We start from the raw sequence: 15,141 nt of genomic DNA on the forward strand, positions 1-15,141 counted from the left end.
AGGACAGTAACGTCGATGCCGCACCTAGCCCGTACACACCCTCGCTTGACCATCGCCACTGTGCTGGGTGTGGCAGTGGGAATATTCACACCTGCTGCCACGCTGACCACAAAGTTTCTTTTAGGCTGGAATGCCGCAGTCTGGCTTTATCTGCTGTTGAGCTTCTGGATGATGTTGCGGGCCAACACCTATGACGTGAAACGCACCGCTGAAATAGAAGATGAAAATGGCAGCATGGTGCTCCTCATCGTCTGTTTTGCGGCAGTTGCCAGCCTTGTGGCGATCATTCTTGAATTATCGGATAGCAACACTCGGTTCAGTCATGCAGAACAGGTAATGCGTTACGCCTTTGCCGGCCTCACAGTGCTGGGGGCCTGGTTGATGATCGGGGTGATTTTCACCCTGCATTACGCGCAACTCTTCTACACCGATGAGGGCACGGAACCGGCTTTGCGTTTTCCTGAAGGCGAATTAAACCCTGATTATTGGGACTTCCTGTACTTCTCGTTCACCCTGAGCGTGGCGGTTCAAACATCAGATGTGATGATCGCCACTCGAGAGATGCGCAAAGCAGTACTGGGTCATTCGTTGCTGGGCTTTTTGTTCAACACGGCGGTATTAGGGTTTTCAATCAATATTGCGGCGGGCTTGTTTTAACCTTGACGATGCGCCGTGTAGCCGCCGGACAAAGTCCGGCGGCTCAGGTTTAATCCGCCGTCAACACTCCGCGTCGCACCTGATCACGCTCGATGGATTCAAACAGCGCTTTGAAGTTGCCTTCACCAAAGCCGTCATCACCCTTGCGTTGAATAAATTCAAAAAACACCGGGCCCATCAAGGTTTCCGAGAAGATTTGCAGTAACAACCGCTTGTCTCCCGAGTCGGAAGAACCATCCAGTAAAATGCCCCGCGCCTGAAGCTCCCCCACCGGCTCGCCATGTCCAGGCAAGCGACCTTCGAGCATTTCGTAGTAGGTTTCGGGCGGTGCAGTCATAAAGCGCATACCGATACGCTTTAGCGCGTCCCAGGTCTTGATCAGATCATCACTGAGGAAAGCCACGTGTTGAATGCCTTCGCCGTTGAACTGCATCAAAAACTCTTCGATCTGCCCTGCACCTTTGGACGACTCTTCGTTCAACGGGATGCGAATCATGCCGTCAGGGGCGGTCATGGCCTTGGACGTCAGACCGGTGTACTCGCCCTTGATGTCGAAGTAGCGAATTTCGCGGAAGTTGAACAGCTTCTCATAGAAATTTGCCCAATACGCCATGCGCCCGCGGTAGACGTTGTGGGTCAGGTGGTCGATGATTTTCAGGCCCGCGCCCACCGGATGGCGATCGACACCTTCTATAAACACAAAGTCGATGTCATAAATCGAGCTGCCTTCACCGTAGCGATCAATCAGGTACAGTGGTGCGCCACCAATGCCCTTGATAGCAGGCAAATTCAGTTCCATCGGGCCAGTCGGAATTTCAATCGGCTGCGCGCCCAACTCCAGCGCCCGGGCATAAGCCTTTTGTGCATTGCGCACCCGAAAAGCCATGCCGCACACCGACGGGCCATGTTCGGCGGCAAAGTAAGAAGCGACACTGTGAGGTTCATTATTGAGAATCAGATTGATCTCGCCCTGACGGTATAAGTGCACATCTTTGGAGCGATGTGTCGCGACCTTGGTGAAACCCATGATTTGAAAAATAGGCTCAAGGGTATTGGGAGTCGGGGATGCGAATTCGATGAATTCAAAGCCCATCAAGCCCATTGGGTTTTCGTATAAATCGGCCATTTTGGCGCCTCATCAGGTTCATTTTTAGAATTAACAGAAGGTTATTTGCTAAGAATGCTGAGGCTGGCAGGAGGCGCACAGGAGATCCCGCGTACACTACGCGCCAGAAAATCACCGTAAATCAGTTGAAACCCAAATGTCTTCATGTCGACACATCTCTTACGCGGAAGAGCTCCTGAGTACAGAAGTCATTTATTCTTGTATGCGTAAATCGATTCTACAGGGCGTAATCGAGTTTGTCTTACCTCATGTGAAGACCTCGCCAGCAATGCTAGCCTAGTCTTCTCTCTACTTCTTTAGACAGGATCCTGAATGCCTTTTATGCCCAAGCTGAACCGCAACTGGACTGAGCGCTACGCTTTGGTTGTGCTGAGCGGCTTGTTACCCATAATTCTAGGCATCGTCATCATGGTGTGGCAGACACACCGCACGCTGACACTTGAAGCCAGGCAAACCGGTGAAGAAGCGATCCGTCAGTTTGATTTGATGCTGGACAATGCCGCCCTTGCCGCCAACGCGGTATTACCGTTGGCAGGTCAGGACTGCCCGCAGGTTGAATTGGCCCTGCGTGACCAAGTCGCACGCCGGCCTTTTGTTCGCTCGGTCAATCTGGTGTGGGACAACCAGATTTATTGCACCTCTTTATTCGGAAACTTTAAAGAAACCGTTGATCCGACTCACTATGCCGAAGGCATGCTGTGGCTGATGAGTGGCAATCCTGTTACGCCCGATGAACCATTGCTGGTTTACCGCGACCACAAAGATCAAGGTTCGGTCTTGATTAGCCTGTATGGCTTTCATTTGGTCAACGCACTGGGGCTGATTAATCCGAAAACTCAGTTACTGATTGAGGTCGGCAATAACTGGATAGATCGCTATGGCAAAGTGCGAAGTCTTCCTCATGAAGATTTTCCTGTCAGCCAGGTTGAGGTCGCGTCAACACACTATCCCTATCGCGTTGTGGCGGGGTTTGGCAGCGGAACAGCCATGGGCCACATGATTGATCAAAGCCCGGTGCTTCTGGGTCTACTTATCTTGCTGGGCGGTATTTCAGCAGCGACTGTCTTGCGCTTGAAAAAACGTGCAACTTCACCGTCCCGTGAGTTACAGCGCGGCCTTGATGCCAAGGAGTTTGTGCCTTATTTCCAGCCAGTGGTACTGGGTGATAGCAAACAATGGGCCGGAGCCGAAGTATTGATGCGTTGGCAGCATCCCACAGAGGGGCTGGTGCGCCCTGACTTGTTTATCCCTTTGGCCGAACATTGCGGGTTAATTGTCCCCATGACCCGTTCATTGATGCGCCAGACGGCCGAGTTGCTTGCTCCTCATGTCAGCATCCTGGCCCCTCGCTTTCATATAGCGTTCAACATCACGGCACTTCATTGCCATAACCTGGAGCTGATCGAGGATTGCCGTCAATTTCTAAGCGCCTTCCCTGCGCAAAGCGTCGTTCTTGTATTGGAACTTACCGAGCGGGAGTTGGTGGTTCCAACGGACATTACCCACGCATTGTTTGACGCACTGCACACGCTGGGGGTGATGATCGCTCTGGATGACTTTGGAACCGGCCACTCCAGCTTGAACTATTTACGTGAACTCAACGTTGACTACCTTAAAATTGACCAGAGCTTCGTGGCCATGATTGGCGCAGATGCACTGTCCGGACATATTCTCGACAGCATTATTGACCTGTGCGCAAAACTGGATTTGGGTATTGTTGCTGAAGGCGTAGAAACACCCGAACAAAGTGAGTATCTCTCGTCCAAGGGTGTCGATTTTTTACAAGGGTATTTATTCTCTCGGCCACTTGATGCCCATGGCTTTATCAAGGCTATGCAGGCCCATCGAGTTAACCCGGGGTAACTAAAAAGGTGATGCGCGATAACACAGCGGGTTGCGTTTTAGTTTTTTTAAAATTGTAGGCCTGCACGGCTTGGCAGTTCAGCCATTAAGATCTACAATTTTTTCAGATAATTTAAAGATGATTATTTAAGTGCACTAACGAAACTTGGCGACGGCAGTGCGCTAGGGTTGGGTACCGCCTCTGACAGTTTCGTATCTCTCAACCAACAATTGTTCAGGTCATCATTGACCGAGCCTGTGAGTGGAGTAATGACTTTGTCTAGACTTGCTGAATTTCGTGCTGCAGAAAAAGCGCTTCAGGAGCAATTGGCTCAACTGGAAGCACTCAAAAACGATGCTGGGCTCAAGAAGGAAATCGAGTTTGAGCAAAAACTTCAGGCGCTGATGAAGTCGTACGGCAAGAACCTTCGAGACATTATTACAATTCTTGATCCCAAACCGTCGACGTCAAAAGTATCAACGGCTCCTAAACAGCGTAAAGCGCGGGTACTGAAGGTTTATCATAATCCGCACACCGGCGAACTTATCGAAACTAAAGGTGGTAATCACCGCGGCCTTAAAGCCTGGAAAGAACAATACGGCGCCGAAACCGTAGATTCTTGGCTGCGCCGCTGACAGGTGTCGCTGGGCCTGCCGGAGTTCACCATTGACTTCGGCAGGCCAGGCCAGCATCCTCACCCTTACCCAACACTGCTTATGAGCGGTGTTTTTTATAATTATTTTTTAAAGACAGAGGCGCTTTTTAGACCTGATCGAGTTAGAAAATTCTGCTCATCGTTTATAAGGCTCCATTAAGCGCAAACCTCGAAATACAGCGATATTTTTCACATATTTTTCACGCCATCAGTCACACCATAGGGGCTGCTAAAGGACTAGCGCCCCATGCCCGCTTCGGCGGGCTTCTCTTTGCCTGAAATTCGTCAAAACCCGCCTCTCGCACTCAGCTGCCCAATGCAGATGCGCCCCTTCTCCGAAATCAGGTTTGGCGCAGGCGCTCACATTCCGTATCATTCCTGCCTCACGCTCATTGTAGCGACCGACTCAACTCGCACTACTTTCGGAGGGTTCATGAGCCTGCAAGAACTGAACAATATTCCCGGCGTAACGGCCGCTCCCGACAGCGCAACACAAAATTTCGTATTCAACCACACCATGTTGCGCGTCAAGAACATCGAGAAATCCCTGGATTTCTACACCCGCGTTCTCGGCTTTTCGCTGGTCGAAAAACGCGACTTCCCTGAAGCCGAGTTCAGCCTGTACTTTCTCGCGCTGGTCGACAAGGCTCAGATTCCAACCGATGACGCTGCACGCAACGTCTGGATGAAATCCATTCCCGGCATTCTGGAGCTGACCCACAACCACGGCTCGGAAACCGACGCCAGTGTGGTCTACCATAACGGCAACACTGATCCACGCGGCTTTGGTCATATCTGCATTTCGGTGCCGGATATCGTGACAGCCTGCGAGCGCTTCGAAGCGTTGGGCGTCGACTTCCAAAAGCGCCTGAGCGATGGCCGCATGAAATCGCTGGCCTTCCTCAAAGACCCGGACGGTTACTGGGTCGAAATTATCCAGCCGCAGCCGATGTAAAAATCGGGCGAAAAAAAACCCATGATTGCTCATGGGTTTTTTCATTTCAGGCCAATCAGTCCGGCGCAGAAGTCCGGATCAGATGATCAAACGCGCTCAGGGAAGCTTTAGCGCCCTCGCCGATCGCAATCACGATCTGTTTGTATGGAACAGTGGTCACGTCACCGGCCGCAAAAATGCCGGGGATGGACGTTTCACCGCGAGCGTCGACAACGATCTCGCCGCGGGGCGTAAGCTCGATGGTGCCTTTGAGCCAGTCGGTATTAGGCAGCAAACCAATCTGTACAAAGATGCCTTCCAGTTCGACGTTATGGACGACTTCCGTGGCGCGGTCTTTGTAGCGCAGACCATTAACCTTCTGACCATCACCTGTGACTTCAGTGGTCTGGGCGTTGGTGATCACGGTCACGTTCGGCAAGCTGTTCAACTTGCGCTGCAACACCGCATCAGCACGCAATTTGGTGTCGAATTCAAGCAACGTGACGTGGGCAACGATACCCGCCAGGTCAATGGCCGCTTCAACACCCGAGTTACCACCACCGATCACAGCAACACGTTTGCCTTTAAACAGCGGACCATCACAGTGCGGGCAGTAGGCCACGCCGCGGCTACGGTATTCCTGTTCACCCGGCACATTCATTTCGCGCCAGCGAGCGCCCGTTGCCAGAATCACCGTTTTGGCTTTAAGCGATGCACCGCTGGCGAATTTGACTTCGTGCAGCTCGCCCGCTTTACCCGGCAACAACTGGTCGGCACGTTGCAGGTTCATAATGTCGACATCGTACTGCTTGACGTGCTCTTCCAATGCAGTGGCCAGTTTTGGGCCTTCTGTTTCCTGGACAGAGATGAAGTTCTCGATGGCCATAGTGTCCAGCACCTGGCCGCCGAAACGCTCAGCGGCAACACCGGTGCGAATACCTTTACGCGCCGCATAGATTGCCGCCGCTGCGCCGGCAGGGCCACCGCCGATCACCAACACATCAAAGGCTTCTTTGGCGTTGATTTTTTCGGCTTGACGCTCAATGGCGCTGGTGTCTAGCTTGGCAAGGATCTCTTCCAGACCCATACGACCCTGGCCGAAGTTAACCCCGTTCAAATACACGCTAGGCACGGCCATCACTTGACGGTCGTTCACCTCATCCTGGAACAGTGCACCGTCAATCGCCACGTGGCGAATGTTGGGGTTCAGCACCGCCATCAAGTTCAGCGCCTGCACTACGTCCGGGCAGTTCTGACAGGACAGCGAAAAGTAAGTCTCAAAATTAAACTCGCCCTTCAGAGAGCGGATTTGCTCAATCACTTCAGGACTGGCTTTCGATGGGTGGCCGCCGACTTGCAGCAAAGCCAGCACCAGCGACGTAAATTCGTGGCCCATTGGGATGCCTGCAAAACGCAGGCTGATATCGCCGCCCGGGCGGTTCAGCGAGAACGAGGGCTTGCGCGCATCGTTACCGTTGTCCAGCAAGGTAATAAGGCTGGAAAGGCTGGCGATTTCTTTTAACAGGTCATGCATTTCACGGGATTTCGCACCGTCGTCGAGAGAAGCAACGATCTCGATCGGTTGGGTAACCCGCTCCAAGTATGACTTCAACTGTGCTTTTAGATTGGCGTCCAACATACGGGCGATCTCCTTAATACTGAATTCTGTGTAAAAAAAACGCCCGAGCGAATGTCGCCCGGGCGTTTTGAGGGCGATGCAGCTTACAACTCAGGTGCGGATCACCGCCCTAGGGTTCATCACGGACTTAGATCTTGCCGACCAGGTCCAGCGATGGAGCGAGAGTGGACTCGCCTTCTTTCCATTTAGCTGGGCAAACTTCGCCTGGGTGAGCAGCAACGTATTGAGCGGCTTTGATTTTGCGCAGCAGCTCGGAGGCGTCACGACCAACACCGCCATCGTTCAGCTCAACGATTTTGATCTGGCCTTCTGGGTTGATCACGAACGTACCGCGGTCAGCCAGACCTGCTTCTTCGATCAGCACGTCGAAGTTACGGGAGATGGTCAGCGTTGGGTCGCCGATCATGGTGTACTGAATTTTGCCGATGGCTGGCGAAGTGTTGTGCCAGGCAGCGTGAGCAAAGTGGGTGTCAGTCGACACGCTGTAGATTTCAACGCCGAGCTTTTTGAACTCTTCGTAGTTGTCAGCCAGGTCTTCCAGTTCAGTTGGGCAAACGAAAGTGAAGTCGGCTGGGTAGAAGAATACGACCGACCACTTGCCTTTCAGGTCAGCGTCCGACACTTCTACGAAGCTGCCATTTTTATAGGCGGTAGCTTTGAACGGTTTTACTTGGCTGTTGATGATAGGCATCGTTGACTCTCCGTCAGGGTTGAAAAGTTGATGGGGTGAATCCTAACAACTCAAAGTGGATCTGGCTCATTGGTAAAGCTGATGCTGACGATTGGTTTTAGCTATCAGGTGTACCTATAAATAGCCGAAAACTAAATATGGCTCACCTTGACGGTTTTCAACCTGACGTCGGTCAGCTCCCAATGTGTTTTTGCGCGGTAATACTCATCCCGGTAAAGGGAGACGCTTCAACATAGCGCATGGCTGACTTGATGTCTTTCCAGCCGACGTAATTCATCAGCGACTTCAAGTCCCAACCACTTTGATGCGCCCATGTTGCAAAACCACGACGCAGCGAGTGACTGGTGTAATGCTCAGCCGCGATGCCGGCACGCTCCAGTGCCTGGCGCAGCAGTGGAATCACGCTATTGGCGTGCAACCCCTCCTCTCCCAGATTGCCCCAGCGATCGATCCCGCGAAAAACCGGTCCACGCACCAGGGCTGCGGTATTAACCCACTCGATATACGCGCGTACCGGGCATAGACGCTGGAGTGCCGGGGTCTGGAAGGTTTTACCGAGGTTGTCGCGATCGCTTTTGCTGCGCGGCAAATACAAGGTAATGCCCGCCCCCGGCACCGCCTGCACATGTTCTATCTGCAAGCGACATAACTCATCGCTACGAAACCCTCGCCAAAAGCCGAGCAAGATCAACGCAGCGTCGCGTCGTGCGCGCAACAACCCCGGCTGGTCGGCGTTGGCTTGCGCGGTTTGCGCTTCGCCTTCAAGCCAGTCGATCACCTGTTCCAAGTGCTGCAACTGCAATGGCTGAGCCTGTTTCTCTTGTGCCGGGTGCAACGCCCGAATGCCCTTGAACACCTTGCGCACCACGGGTGCCTTGGTGGGATCGGCAAACCCCTGACTGTTATGCCATTGAGCGAGGGCCGAGAGGCGCAGCTTGAGGGTGTTAATCGACAACTGACCGGCGTGCGCCACCAGATACCTCGCCACGCTGTCACTGGTGGCGGGCAAAAATCCGCCCCACGTCACTTCGAAGTGCTCAATGGCTGCCCGATAGCTACGGCGGGTGTTATCGCGGGTCGCGGCGTTTAAGTAGCGATCCAGCTCGCTCATGGGCAGTTCTCTTGGTTTCTGTACTGAAAACGGGCCTTAAAAGCTCGTTTAAGGCTCTAGCACGGGATAATACCAGTATATCCCGCCTCAACAATCTTAAATAATGACAAAATCTCGGCACCATAATAGTATGTAATTACATGATACATACCACAGCACATAATCGTAGGAGAAAGCCATGGCTCGTGGCGGCGTGAATAAGGCGGTGGTGCAAATTGCACGCACAGCGATCCTGGCCCGAGGTGAACACCCGAGCATTGATGCAGTACGTATCGAAATGGGAAATACCGGGTCTAAAACCACCATCCACCGCTACCTGAAAGAGCTGGATGAAGTGGACGCACGCCGGGGTGCACCTCAGGAGCAGATTGGAGATGAGCTGACCGAATTGGTCGCCCGCCTTGCCCGACGCCTGCAAGAACAGGCACAAGAGCCGATTGATCGGGCGCAGTTGCACTACGAACAGCTCAAGGCAGAGCTCCAGGTACAACTGTCCGAAGCTCAACAGGTGCAAGCACAGCAGGAGCAGCAGCTCGACATTCAACGTGCAGCGCTGGCCCAAGAAACCGCGAAGCTGGCCTCCACCCTCTCCATGCTGCAAACCGAGCAAACCCGCAATGCGGCGCTCAATCAGGCTTGCTCTGACTTTGAACTGCGCTTGCAAGACCGTGACGAGCAGATTCGCTCACTCGAAGACAAACACCTGCATGCCCGAGACGCACTTGAGCACTATCGCAGCGCCGTCAAAGAGCAGCGCGAGCAGGACCAAAGCCGCCATGAAGGGCAGATTCAGCAAATACAAATGGAGCTGCGCCAGGCGCAACAAAGCGCTTTGGTGCGTCAAGACGAGATCACCCAGCTGCATCGTGACAACGAGCGCGTGCACAGCGAAAGCCGCGCCATGAGCAAAGAACTCAATCAGGCCAACGACCAACTGCACAAGCTGGGCAACTTGAATGACCAGCTCAGCCAGCAACTCAGCCAGATTGAAAGCGAACGCACCCTCCTTCAAGAGCGCTTGCGCGTGGCGATGCAGGAAAGCGAAGGGCTGAAGCAGGCTCACAGCAAACATCAAGAGATAAGCACCGCCTTAAGTGAGCGTGCATTCAAAGCCGAGGCCGCGCTAGAAGCGCTTAGAGCGTTGAAAGAAGCGCCAGAAGAGCCCAAGGAAGACTAGATAACTACCGGCGCTCTGGCGTGCGGGGAACTGCGCTAGGCGCTGTGCGAAATGTATCCACGCTCGGTGATGCTGCGTTGAAAACATTACGTACAGACCCTAGTAATAGCCACAGTGCCCCGCATCAATCAGATTCTGGGGCTGCTGATTCCGTATGGCTTTTTATCTGTATCAGACCTTCATTGCCCACCCGAAAGATCCTGTATTGCTTATTGTCCACGATCAGTTGGCCTTTATTTTGCGCCATCAATTGATTTATTGAGGCCCGCACCCAGTAAACCTTGCTGATCCCCAAGCGCTTGAAGTGATCTGGAAACAGTATCGTGTTGTCGTCACTCAACACGTATCTAAGAACAGGCATTAGCGCCAGGATTCCCTCGGAAGCCGGAACCCAATAGGCATCACTTTCAGTGTCGGGCGCTGAAAAATTAATACCCTCAACATCCCTGAGTTCAATACGACTGGTCAGGTCATAAGCGATGATACCAATACCAATCAGCTGCACTCCGCCGAGAAACAGCACGGCCGTCATTAACGATGGATAACCCGGCACGGTGTTACCAAAAATAATTTTGTCCAACACCATGTACGCGGCATATAACAATGCCGCCAGGGATATCACCCCGCCGATATAACTCCACAAACGCAGCGGCAATGTACTGAACGATGTAATACCATCAAGCGCCAGGTTCCATAATTTCCAGCCATTGAATTTGCTCTGGCCAACCACGCGGGGCGCTCGGTCATATTCAACGATGACCACATTAAAACCGGCCCAGGACAGTACACCTTTCATAAATAGCTGCTGCTCAGGCAGTACCTTGATCACGTCAACCACTTTACGATCCATCAATCGAAAGTCGCCGACGTTTTCTTCAATATGCGTATAGGTAATGCGATTAAGCAGGTGATAGAACATCGCGGCGCTGTGACGCTTCATATAACTGTCGCTGGAGCGATCCCGTCGTTTGGCCAGTACCACATCGGCGCCCTTTTGCCACCCATCAATCAGCCGTGAAACCACTTCGATGGGGTCTTGCAAGTCGACATCCATAGGCACCACCGCATCACCACTGGCGTATTCAAGCCCGGCGAACAGCGCAGCTTCTTTGCCGAAATTTCGGGAAAAGTTGATCAATAGAACATCGTTATCGGCCAGGGCAATGGCCTGCGCGTATTCGCCCGTGCGGTCGGTGCTGCCGTCGTTGATAAATACGATCTCAACGCTGTGGGCAAGCAATGACGGTTCTTGCCGAACGGTCTGGTAAAACAGGCCAATGGCTTGTTCTTCATTGAACATCGGCACGATCAATGAGAGTTTCATGACGCACGAACTCGAAATACCAACCATTTGGAGAGCAGAAAGCCAAGGACCAGACTAATCAGGGAAAACACCACCACGGTGACAATGCCCGGCAGGTTCCAGTTATCGGCAATCTTGCCCACGGCCAGGCTCAACCCGCCCATGCACACCATAAACATCAGATAGCGCCACACGGAGCCCGGCGTGGCAAAGGTGTAGAGAGAATTGGCATAAAAAGAAAAGGAAGCCGCCACGCAAAATGCCAAGAAATTGCTAAGCGCTTGGCTAATGTCGAACGCCATCCTGAGAACAAAAAAAAGCTGCCAATGGATCAAGGTATTGGCAACACCGATCACGGTATAGCTAGAAAATTCCTCCCATACTTTGCTCATACACTCCCCGTTTACCGTTGGCAGGCCAGTTGGATCAAGCCACTGCGCTCATCGATCCGTCTACTGTCAGAAGTAACAGGTGGCGCAGGAGTGTTGCTGCGTTCGCAAACCCTTTGAACGGCCACACTTATTTTCATTCAGCCAGCGTTCAGCTAATGCAAGTGATTCCTGTTTGGCAATGCGTATCAGTATGTTACAAATTAGCCTCCTAACTAATTTGTAACGCGGTGCGCTCCCATGCTGGTTCCCTTTCTGATCATGCTGCGCGAAGGCATTGAGGCCGCGCTTATCGTCGGCATCATTGCCAGCTACCTCAAGCAAACCGGGCGGGGCCAGTGGATGCCTGCCGTATGGATTGGGGTGTTTCTGGCCGCCGCCTTGTCATTGTTGGTGGGTGGCGGCCTGGAATTAATGAGCGCTGAGTTCCCGCAGAAACAGCAGGAATTGTTCGAGGGTATTGTCGGCCTGGTCGCTGTCGGCATTCTGAGCTCGATGGTGTTCTGGATGCGTAAAGTGGCGCGCTCCATCAAGCATTCCCTGCACACCTCGCTGGATCACGCGCTCGCCGGTTCCAACCATCAGGTCACCGCACTGATTGCCATGGTGTTTTTTGCCGTAGCCCGGGAAGGCCTGGAAACTGTGTTCTTTTTGCTTGCCGTGTTTCAGCAGAGTGAAGGTCCCGCTGCGCCTCTGGGCGCCCTGCTCGGTTTGATTCTGGCGATAGGTGTCGGGTTTGCCATTTACTCCGGAAGCATGCGTTTGAATCTGGGCCTGTTTTTCCGCTGGACAGGGCTCTTCATTTTGGTGGTCGCCGCCGGCATCTTGGCCAACTCCGTACAAGCCTTGCACGAAGCCGGGCTCTGGAATCACCTGCAAGGGGTGGTGTTCGATTTCAGTTCCGCCCTGCCTATGGATGGCCCCTTGGGCTCTGTTCTGGCCGGTATGTTCGGTTACCAGGATGCACCCACGGTCAGCGTACTCGGTGCGTATGTGATTTACCTGGCAGTGACTCTGGCGATGTTCTTCCGGTCGCCTGCAACGGCACAGGCTGCCTCTTCTCCTTCAGCGACCCACTCATAAGGTTCTGCATGTCTACCTCTTCAAGCGGTACACCACCTCGCGCCTTGCGCTGGGCGGTGGCCGGCTCGGTGATCGTGATGATCGCAGCGGGCGGCCTGTTTTATTACGCCTCGCAACTGGCAGCCGCCAAGCGCAAGGTCCACAGCAATGAGGTCACGGTTACTATTCATCCGCACAGTTGTGAACCGAATGCGTTGACCGTACCCGCAGGCTTTAACAGTTTCAAAATCGTCAACGCTTCGCAGCGCGCCGTTGAGTGGGAAATCCTCGACGGCGTGCTGGTGGTCGAAGAGCGTGAAAATATCGCGCCCGGCCTGAGTCAGGTGATCAATGCCACGCTGACCCCTGGCGATTACGCCATCACCTGCGGTCTGTTGAGCAATCCACGCGGCACTTTGCACGTCACCCCGACCGCAGAATCAGAAGCCAGTGCCAAGGCGCGCCCCTCCATGGTGGCGTTTATTGGGCCGTTGTCCGAATTCCGGGTGTACGTGAGCCGCGAAAGCAATGCCTTGATCAAAGCAGTGGATGCCTTGGCGCAGGCCATCAATGGCGGTGATCTGACTCAGGCTCAAGCGCTGTATGTCCCTGCTCGCGAGGCCTATCAACGTCTTGCACCTGCTGCGCAACGCATGGCCGAACTGGATAACGCCATCAACGCGCGGGCCGACTATTTTGAACAGCGCGAGCAAGATCCGGGTTTTACGGGTTTCCATCGACTCGAATACGGTCTGTTTGATCAACGCAACCTTCAAGGCCTGATGCCTGTTGCGCAGCAGTTGCAAGCCAATGTGGTTCAGCTCAAGCAGCAGTTGATGGCGCAATCACTGCCGCCCGAACAATTGGTCGGCATCGTCAGCCGCACTTTGCACAATCTGGCTGACACCCGCGCCAACAGCGGTGAAGAAGAGCGTTATAGCCATGTCGATCTCAACGGGTTTGCCGCCAACCTGCAAACCAGTCGCAAGGTCGTCGAGCTGCTGCGTCCGCTATTGGCCAAAAACAATGCTGACCTTTTGCTCAACATTGATCACGCCACGACCTCACTTGAGGATGAACTGAAGCGCCTGAAAACACCTCAGGGCTACGTTACCTACGACTCCGTAGGCGCGACCCAGCGTCAGGTAATCAGTACCAAGGCCAAGGCTCTGGCCGATGCACTCGATGGAATCGATCCCGCCCTCGGCCTCTCAGGCCTGTCATTGCAGACGAGACACACATGAGTGATTCACACCACAACCCTGACGATTTCAACCTGCAACGCCGTCGTGTTCTGCTCGGCATGGGCGTAGCCGGGGCCGCACTGGCGGGCGGCGCCTTGAGCTGCCCGGCAATGGCCGCCAGCAGTGGCCAAAACGCCCAAGTCACCCAGGCGCCCAGCAGCGATAAAACTCAGGACCGTCATGACTTCTATGGTCAGCACCAAAACGGCATTATTACCCCGCGCCCGGCGGCGGGCATGCTGGTCGCGTTCGATGTGCTGGCCAGCGACAAACAAGACCTTGAGCGGCTGTTTCGCACCCTCAATGAGCGCATCGCGTTTCTGATGAAAGGCGGCATCGTCGCGCAGGTCGATCCCAAACTTCCACCTGTCGACTCCGGCATTCTTGGCCCAGTGATCACGCCAGATAACTTGACCGTGACCGTGTCGGTGGGCGAATCCCTGTTCGATGAGCGATTTGGCCTTGGCCCGGTCAAACCCAAACGCTTGAGTCGCATGCAAGGCTTCCCCAACGACGCATTGGAGCCGGCGCAGTGTAACGGCGACCTGAGCCTGCAATTTTGTGCCAATACCGCCGACACCAATATTCATGCTTTGCGCGACATCGTTAAAAACTTGCCCGACTTGCTGCTGGTGCGCTGGAAGCAAGAAGGCACAGTGCCTCCCCAAGCCCCCGGCAAACCCGGCGAGTCGGCGCAAAGTGCGCGCAACTTTTTGGGGTTTCGCGACGGCTCTGCCAACCCGGATTCCACTAACAATACATTGATGGACAGCATTGTCTGGGTACAACCCGGCACCGATGAGCCGCAGTGGGCGGTCGATGGCAGCTATCAGGCGGTGCGCATTATTCGCAATTTTGTCGAGCGCTGGGATCGCACGCCGCTGCAAGAGCAACAAAGCATCTTTGGCCGCAACAAGGCCAGCGGAGCGCCTATGGATGGTCAGCGCGAAACCGACGTGCCCGATTACAGCAAAGACCCTCACGGCAAGCTCACCAAGCTGGATGCGCATATTCGCCTGGCTAACCCGCGCACCCCTGAAACCGCCCGCAGCCTGATCCTGCGCCGCCCGTTCAACTACTCCAACGGCGTCAATAAAAACGGCCAACTGGACATGGGCTTGCTGTTCATCTGTTACCAGAGTGATCTGGACAAAGGCTTCATCGCCGTGCAAACCCGGCTCAATGGCGAACCGTTGGAGGAATACCTCAAGCCGGTAGGCGGGGGTTATTTTTTCACCTTGCCGGGCGTGCGCGACGCACAGGATTTCATTGGCCGCTCCTTACTCAATGCACATGCGTAACCCCCCTGA

Annotated in this window: 13 protein-coding genes and 1 pseudogene; 8 read left to right on the forward strand and 6 right to left on the reverse strand. The window is 53.9% G+C overall.

Annotated elements, in window-relative coordinates; translation table 11 throughout:
• Positions 1 to 15: 15 nt before the first annotated feature.
• Positions 16 to 657 carry a DUF1345 domain-containing protein gene (locus tag ACI7MX_RS16470; protein ID WP_314485194.1) on the forward strand — a complete coding sequence of 214 codons (642 nt, stop codon included), beginning with the start codon at positions 16 to 18 and terminating at the stop codon, positions 655 to 657.
• A 49-nt stretch (positions 658 to 706) separates the two neighbouring features.
• Here ACI7MX_RS16470 and hppD read toward each other — a convergent pair whose 3' ends face one another.
• A complete protein-coding gene (hppD, locus tag ACI7MX_RS16475) occupies positions 707 to 1,783 on the reverse strand; it encodes a 4-hydroxyphenylpyruvate dioxygenase (protein ID WP_314485190.1) in 1,077 nt (358 codons plus the stop codon).
• Between the two features lie 312 nt (positions 1,784 to 2,095).
• Between hppD and ACI7MX_RS16480 the strand changes: the two genes are divergently transcribed.
• The 3 genes from ACI7MX_RS16480 (at position 2,096) to gloA (ending at position 5,236) form a co-directional block, all read left to right on the forward strand.
• On the forward strand, positions 2,096 to 3,646 hold the full coding sequence (locus tag ACI7MX_RS16480) for an EAL domain-containing protein (RefSeq protein WP_405585608.1): 1,551 nt from the start codon (positions 2,096 to 2,098) through the stop codon (positions 3,644 to 3,646).
• A 255-nt stretch (positions 3,647 to 3,901) separates the two neighbouring features.
• Positions 3,902 to 4,261: a histone-like nucleoid-structuring protein, MvaT/MvaU family gene (locus tag ACI7MX_RS16485; protein ID WP_314485215.1), complete on the forward strand. Its 360-nt coding sequence runs from the start codon at positions 3,902 to 3,904 to the stop codon at positions 4,259 to 4,261.
• A 453-nt stretch (positions 4,262 to 4,714) separates the two neighbouring features.
• A complete protein-coding gene (gene gloA, locus ACI7MX_RS16490; RefSeq protein WP_405585611.1) occupies positions 4,715 to 5,236 on the forward strand; it encodes a lactoylglutathione lyase in 522 nt (173 codons plus the stop codon).
• A 55-nt stretch (positions 5,237 to 5,291) separates the two neighbouring features.
• Here the strand turns inward: gloA and ahpF are convergent, their stop codons facing one another.
• The 3 genes from ahpF to ACI7MX_RS16505 form a co-directional block, all read right to left on the reverse strand.
• Positions 5,292 to 6,854, reverse strand: a complete 1,563-nt coding sequence (ahpF, locus tag ACI7MX_RS16495; protein WP_405585614.1) for an alkyl hydroperoxide reductase subunit F — start codon at positions 6,852 to 6,854, stop codon at positions 5,292 to 5,294.
• Positions 6,855 to 6,981: 127 nt separating this feature from the next.
• Positions 6,982 to 7,545, reverse strand: coding sequence for an alkyl hydroperoxide reductase subunit C (ahpC, locus tag ACI7MX_RS16500; RefSeq protein WP_016780891.1), 564 nt, complete (start codon positions 7,543 to 7,545; stop codon positions 6,982 to 6,984).
• Positions 7,546 to 7,717: 172 nt separating this feature from the next.
• Entirely contained in the window at positions 7,718 to 8,656 is a 939-nt protein-coding gene (locus tag ACI7MX_RS16505; RefSeq protein ID WP_405585620.1) for a site-specific integrase, read from the reverse strand.
• Between the two features lie 178 nt (positions 8,657 to 8,834).
• Here ACI7MX_RS16505 and ACI7MX_RS16510 point away from each other — a divergent pair, with 178 nt between their 5' ends.
• Positions 8,835 to 9,833 (forward strand): DNA-binding protein, encoded by a 999-nt coding sequence (locus ACI7MX_RS16510; RefSeq protein ID WP_405585623.1) that lies wholly within the window; start codon positions 8,835 to 8,837, stop codon positions 9,831 to 9,833.
• 478 nt (positions 9,834 to 10,311) lie between these two features.
• Here the strand turns inward: ACI7MX_RS16510 and ACI7MX_RS16515 are convergent.
• Both ACI7MX_RS16515 and ACI7MX_RS16520 read right to left on the reverse strand, forming a co-directional pair.
• A pseudogene (locus ACI7MX_RS16515) lies at positions 10,312 to 11,157 on the reverse strand (glycosyltransferase family 2 protein); the annotation flags it as partial.
• Positions 11,154 to 11,528 carry a GtrA family protein gene (locus ACI7MX_RS16520; protein ID WP_405585626.1) on the reverse strand — a complete coding sequence of 125 codons (375 nt, stop codon included), beginning with the start codon at positions 11,526 to 11,528 and terminating at the stop codon, positions 11,154 to 11,156. The gene ACI7MX_RS16520 and the pseudogene ACI7MX_RS16515, both read right to left, overlap by 4 nt.
• A 237-nt stretch (positions 11,529 to 11,765) precedes the next feature.
• Between ACI7MX_RS16520 and efeU the strand changes: the two genes are divergently transcribed.
• Genes efeU through efeB form a run of 3 tightly spaced genes read left to right on the forward strand, consistent with a single transcriptional unit; the run spans position 11,766 to position 15,132 of the window.
• A complete protein-coding gene (gene efeU / locus ACI7MX_RS16525; RefSeq protein WP_405585629.1) occupies positions 11,766 to 12,608 on the forward strand; it encodes an iron uptake transporter permease EfeU in 843 nt (280 codons plus the stop codon).
• An 8-nt stretch (positions 12,609 to 12,616) separates the two neighbouring features.
• Complete coding sequence (gene efeO / locus ACI7MX_RS16530) at positions 12,617 to 13,831, forward strand: iron uptake system protein EfeO (RefSeq protein ID WP_405585631.1); 1,215 nt, start codon at positions 12,617 to 12,619, stop codon at positions 13,829 to 13,831.
• On the forward strand, positions 13,828 to 15,132 hold the full coding sequence (gene efeB, locus ACI7MX_RS16535; protein WP_405585634.1) for an iron uptake transporter deferrochelatase/peroxidase subunit: 1,305 nt from the start codon (positions 13,828 to 13,830) through the stop codon (positions 15,130 to 15,132). The genes efeO and efeB overlap by 4 nt, the downstream gene beginning before the upstream one ends.
• Positions 15,133 to 15,141: the final 9 nt, after the last annotated feature.

It is taken from the genome of Pseudomonas sp. 2024-210 (assembly GCF_045062345.1).
Lineage (GTDB): Bacteria > Pseudomonadota > Gammaproteobacteria > Pseudomonadales > Pseudomonadaceae > Aquipseudomonas.

Excerpts from the sequence above, each read along its gene's own strand:
- ACI7MX_RS16470 (WP_314485194.1), top strand. The coding sequence starts at position 16 with ATGCCGCACCTAGCCCGTACACACCCTCGCTTGACCATCGCCACTGTG.
- hppD (WP_314485190.1), bottom strand. The coding sequence starts at position 1,783 with ATGGCCGATTTATACGAAAACCCAATGGGCTTGATGGGCTTTGAATTC.
- ACI7MX_RS16480 (WP_405585608.1), top strand. The coding sequence starts at position 2,096 with ATGCCTTTTATGCCCAAGCTGAACCGCAACTGGACTGAGCGCTACGCT.
- gloA (WP_405585611.1), top strand. The coding sequence starts at position 4,715 with ATGAGCCTGCAAGAACTGAACAATATTCCCGGCGTAACGGCCGCTCCC.
- ahpF (WP_405585614.1), bottom strand. The coding sequence starts at position 6,854 with ATGTTGGACGCCAATCTAAAAGCACAGTTGAAGTCATACTTGGAGCGG.
- ahpC (WP_016780891.1), bottom strand. The coding sequence starts at position 7,545 with ATGCCTATCATCAACAGCCAAGTAAAACCGTTCAAAGCTACCGCCTAT.
- ACI7MX_RS16505 (WP_405585620.1), bottom strand. The coding sequence starts at position 8,656 with ATGAGCGAGCTGGATCGCTACTTAAACGCCGCGACCCGCGATAACACC.
- ACI7MX_RS16510 (WP_405585623.1), top strand. The coding sequence starts at position 8,835 with ATGGCTCGTGGCGGCGTGAATAAGGCGGTGGTGCAAATTGCACGCACA.
- ACI7MX_RS16520 (WP_405585626.1), bottom strand. The coding sequence starts at position 11,528 with ATGAGCAAAGTATGGGAGGAATTTTCTAGCTATACCGTGATCGGTGTT.
- efeU (WP_405585629.1), top strand. The coding sequence starts at position 11,766 with ATGCTGGTTCCCTTTCTGATCATGCTGCGCGAAGGCATTGAGGCCGCG.
- efeO (WP_405585631.1), top strand. The coding sequence starts at position 12,617 with ATGTCTACCTCTTCAAGCGGTACACCACCTCGCGCCTTGCGCTGGGCG.
- efeB (WP_405585634.1), top strand. The coding sequence starts at position 13,828 with ATGAGTGATTCACACCACAACCCTGACGATTTCAACCTGCAACGCCGT.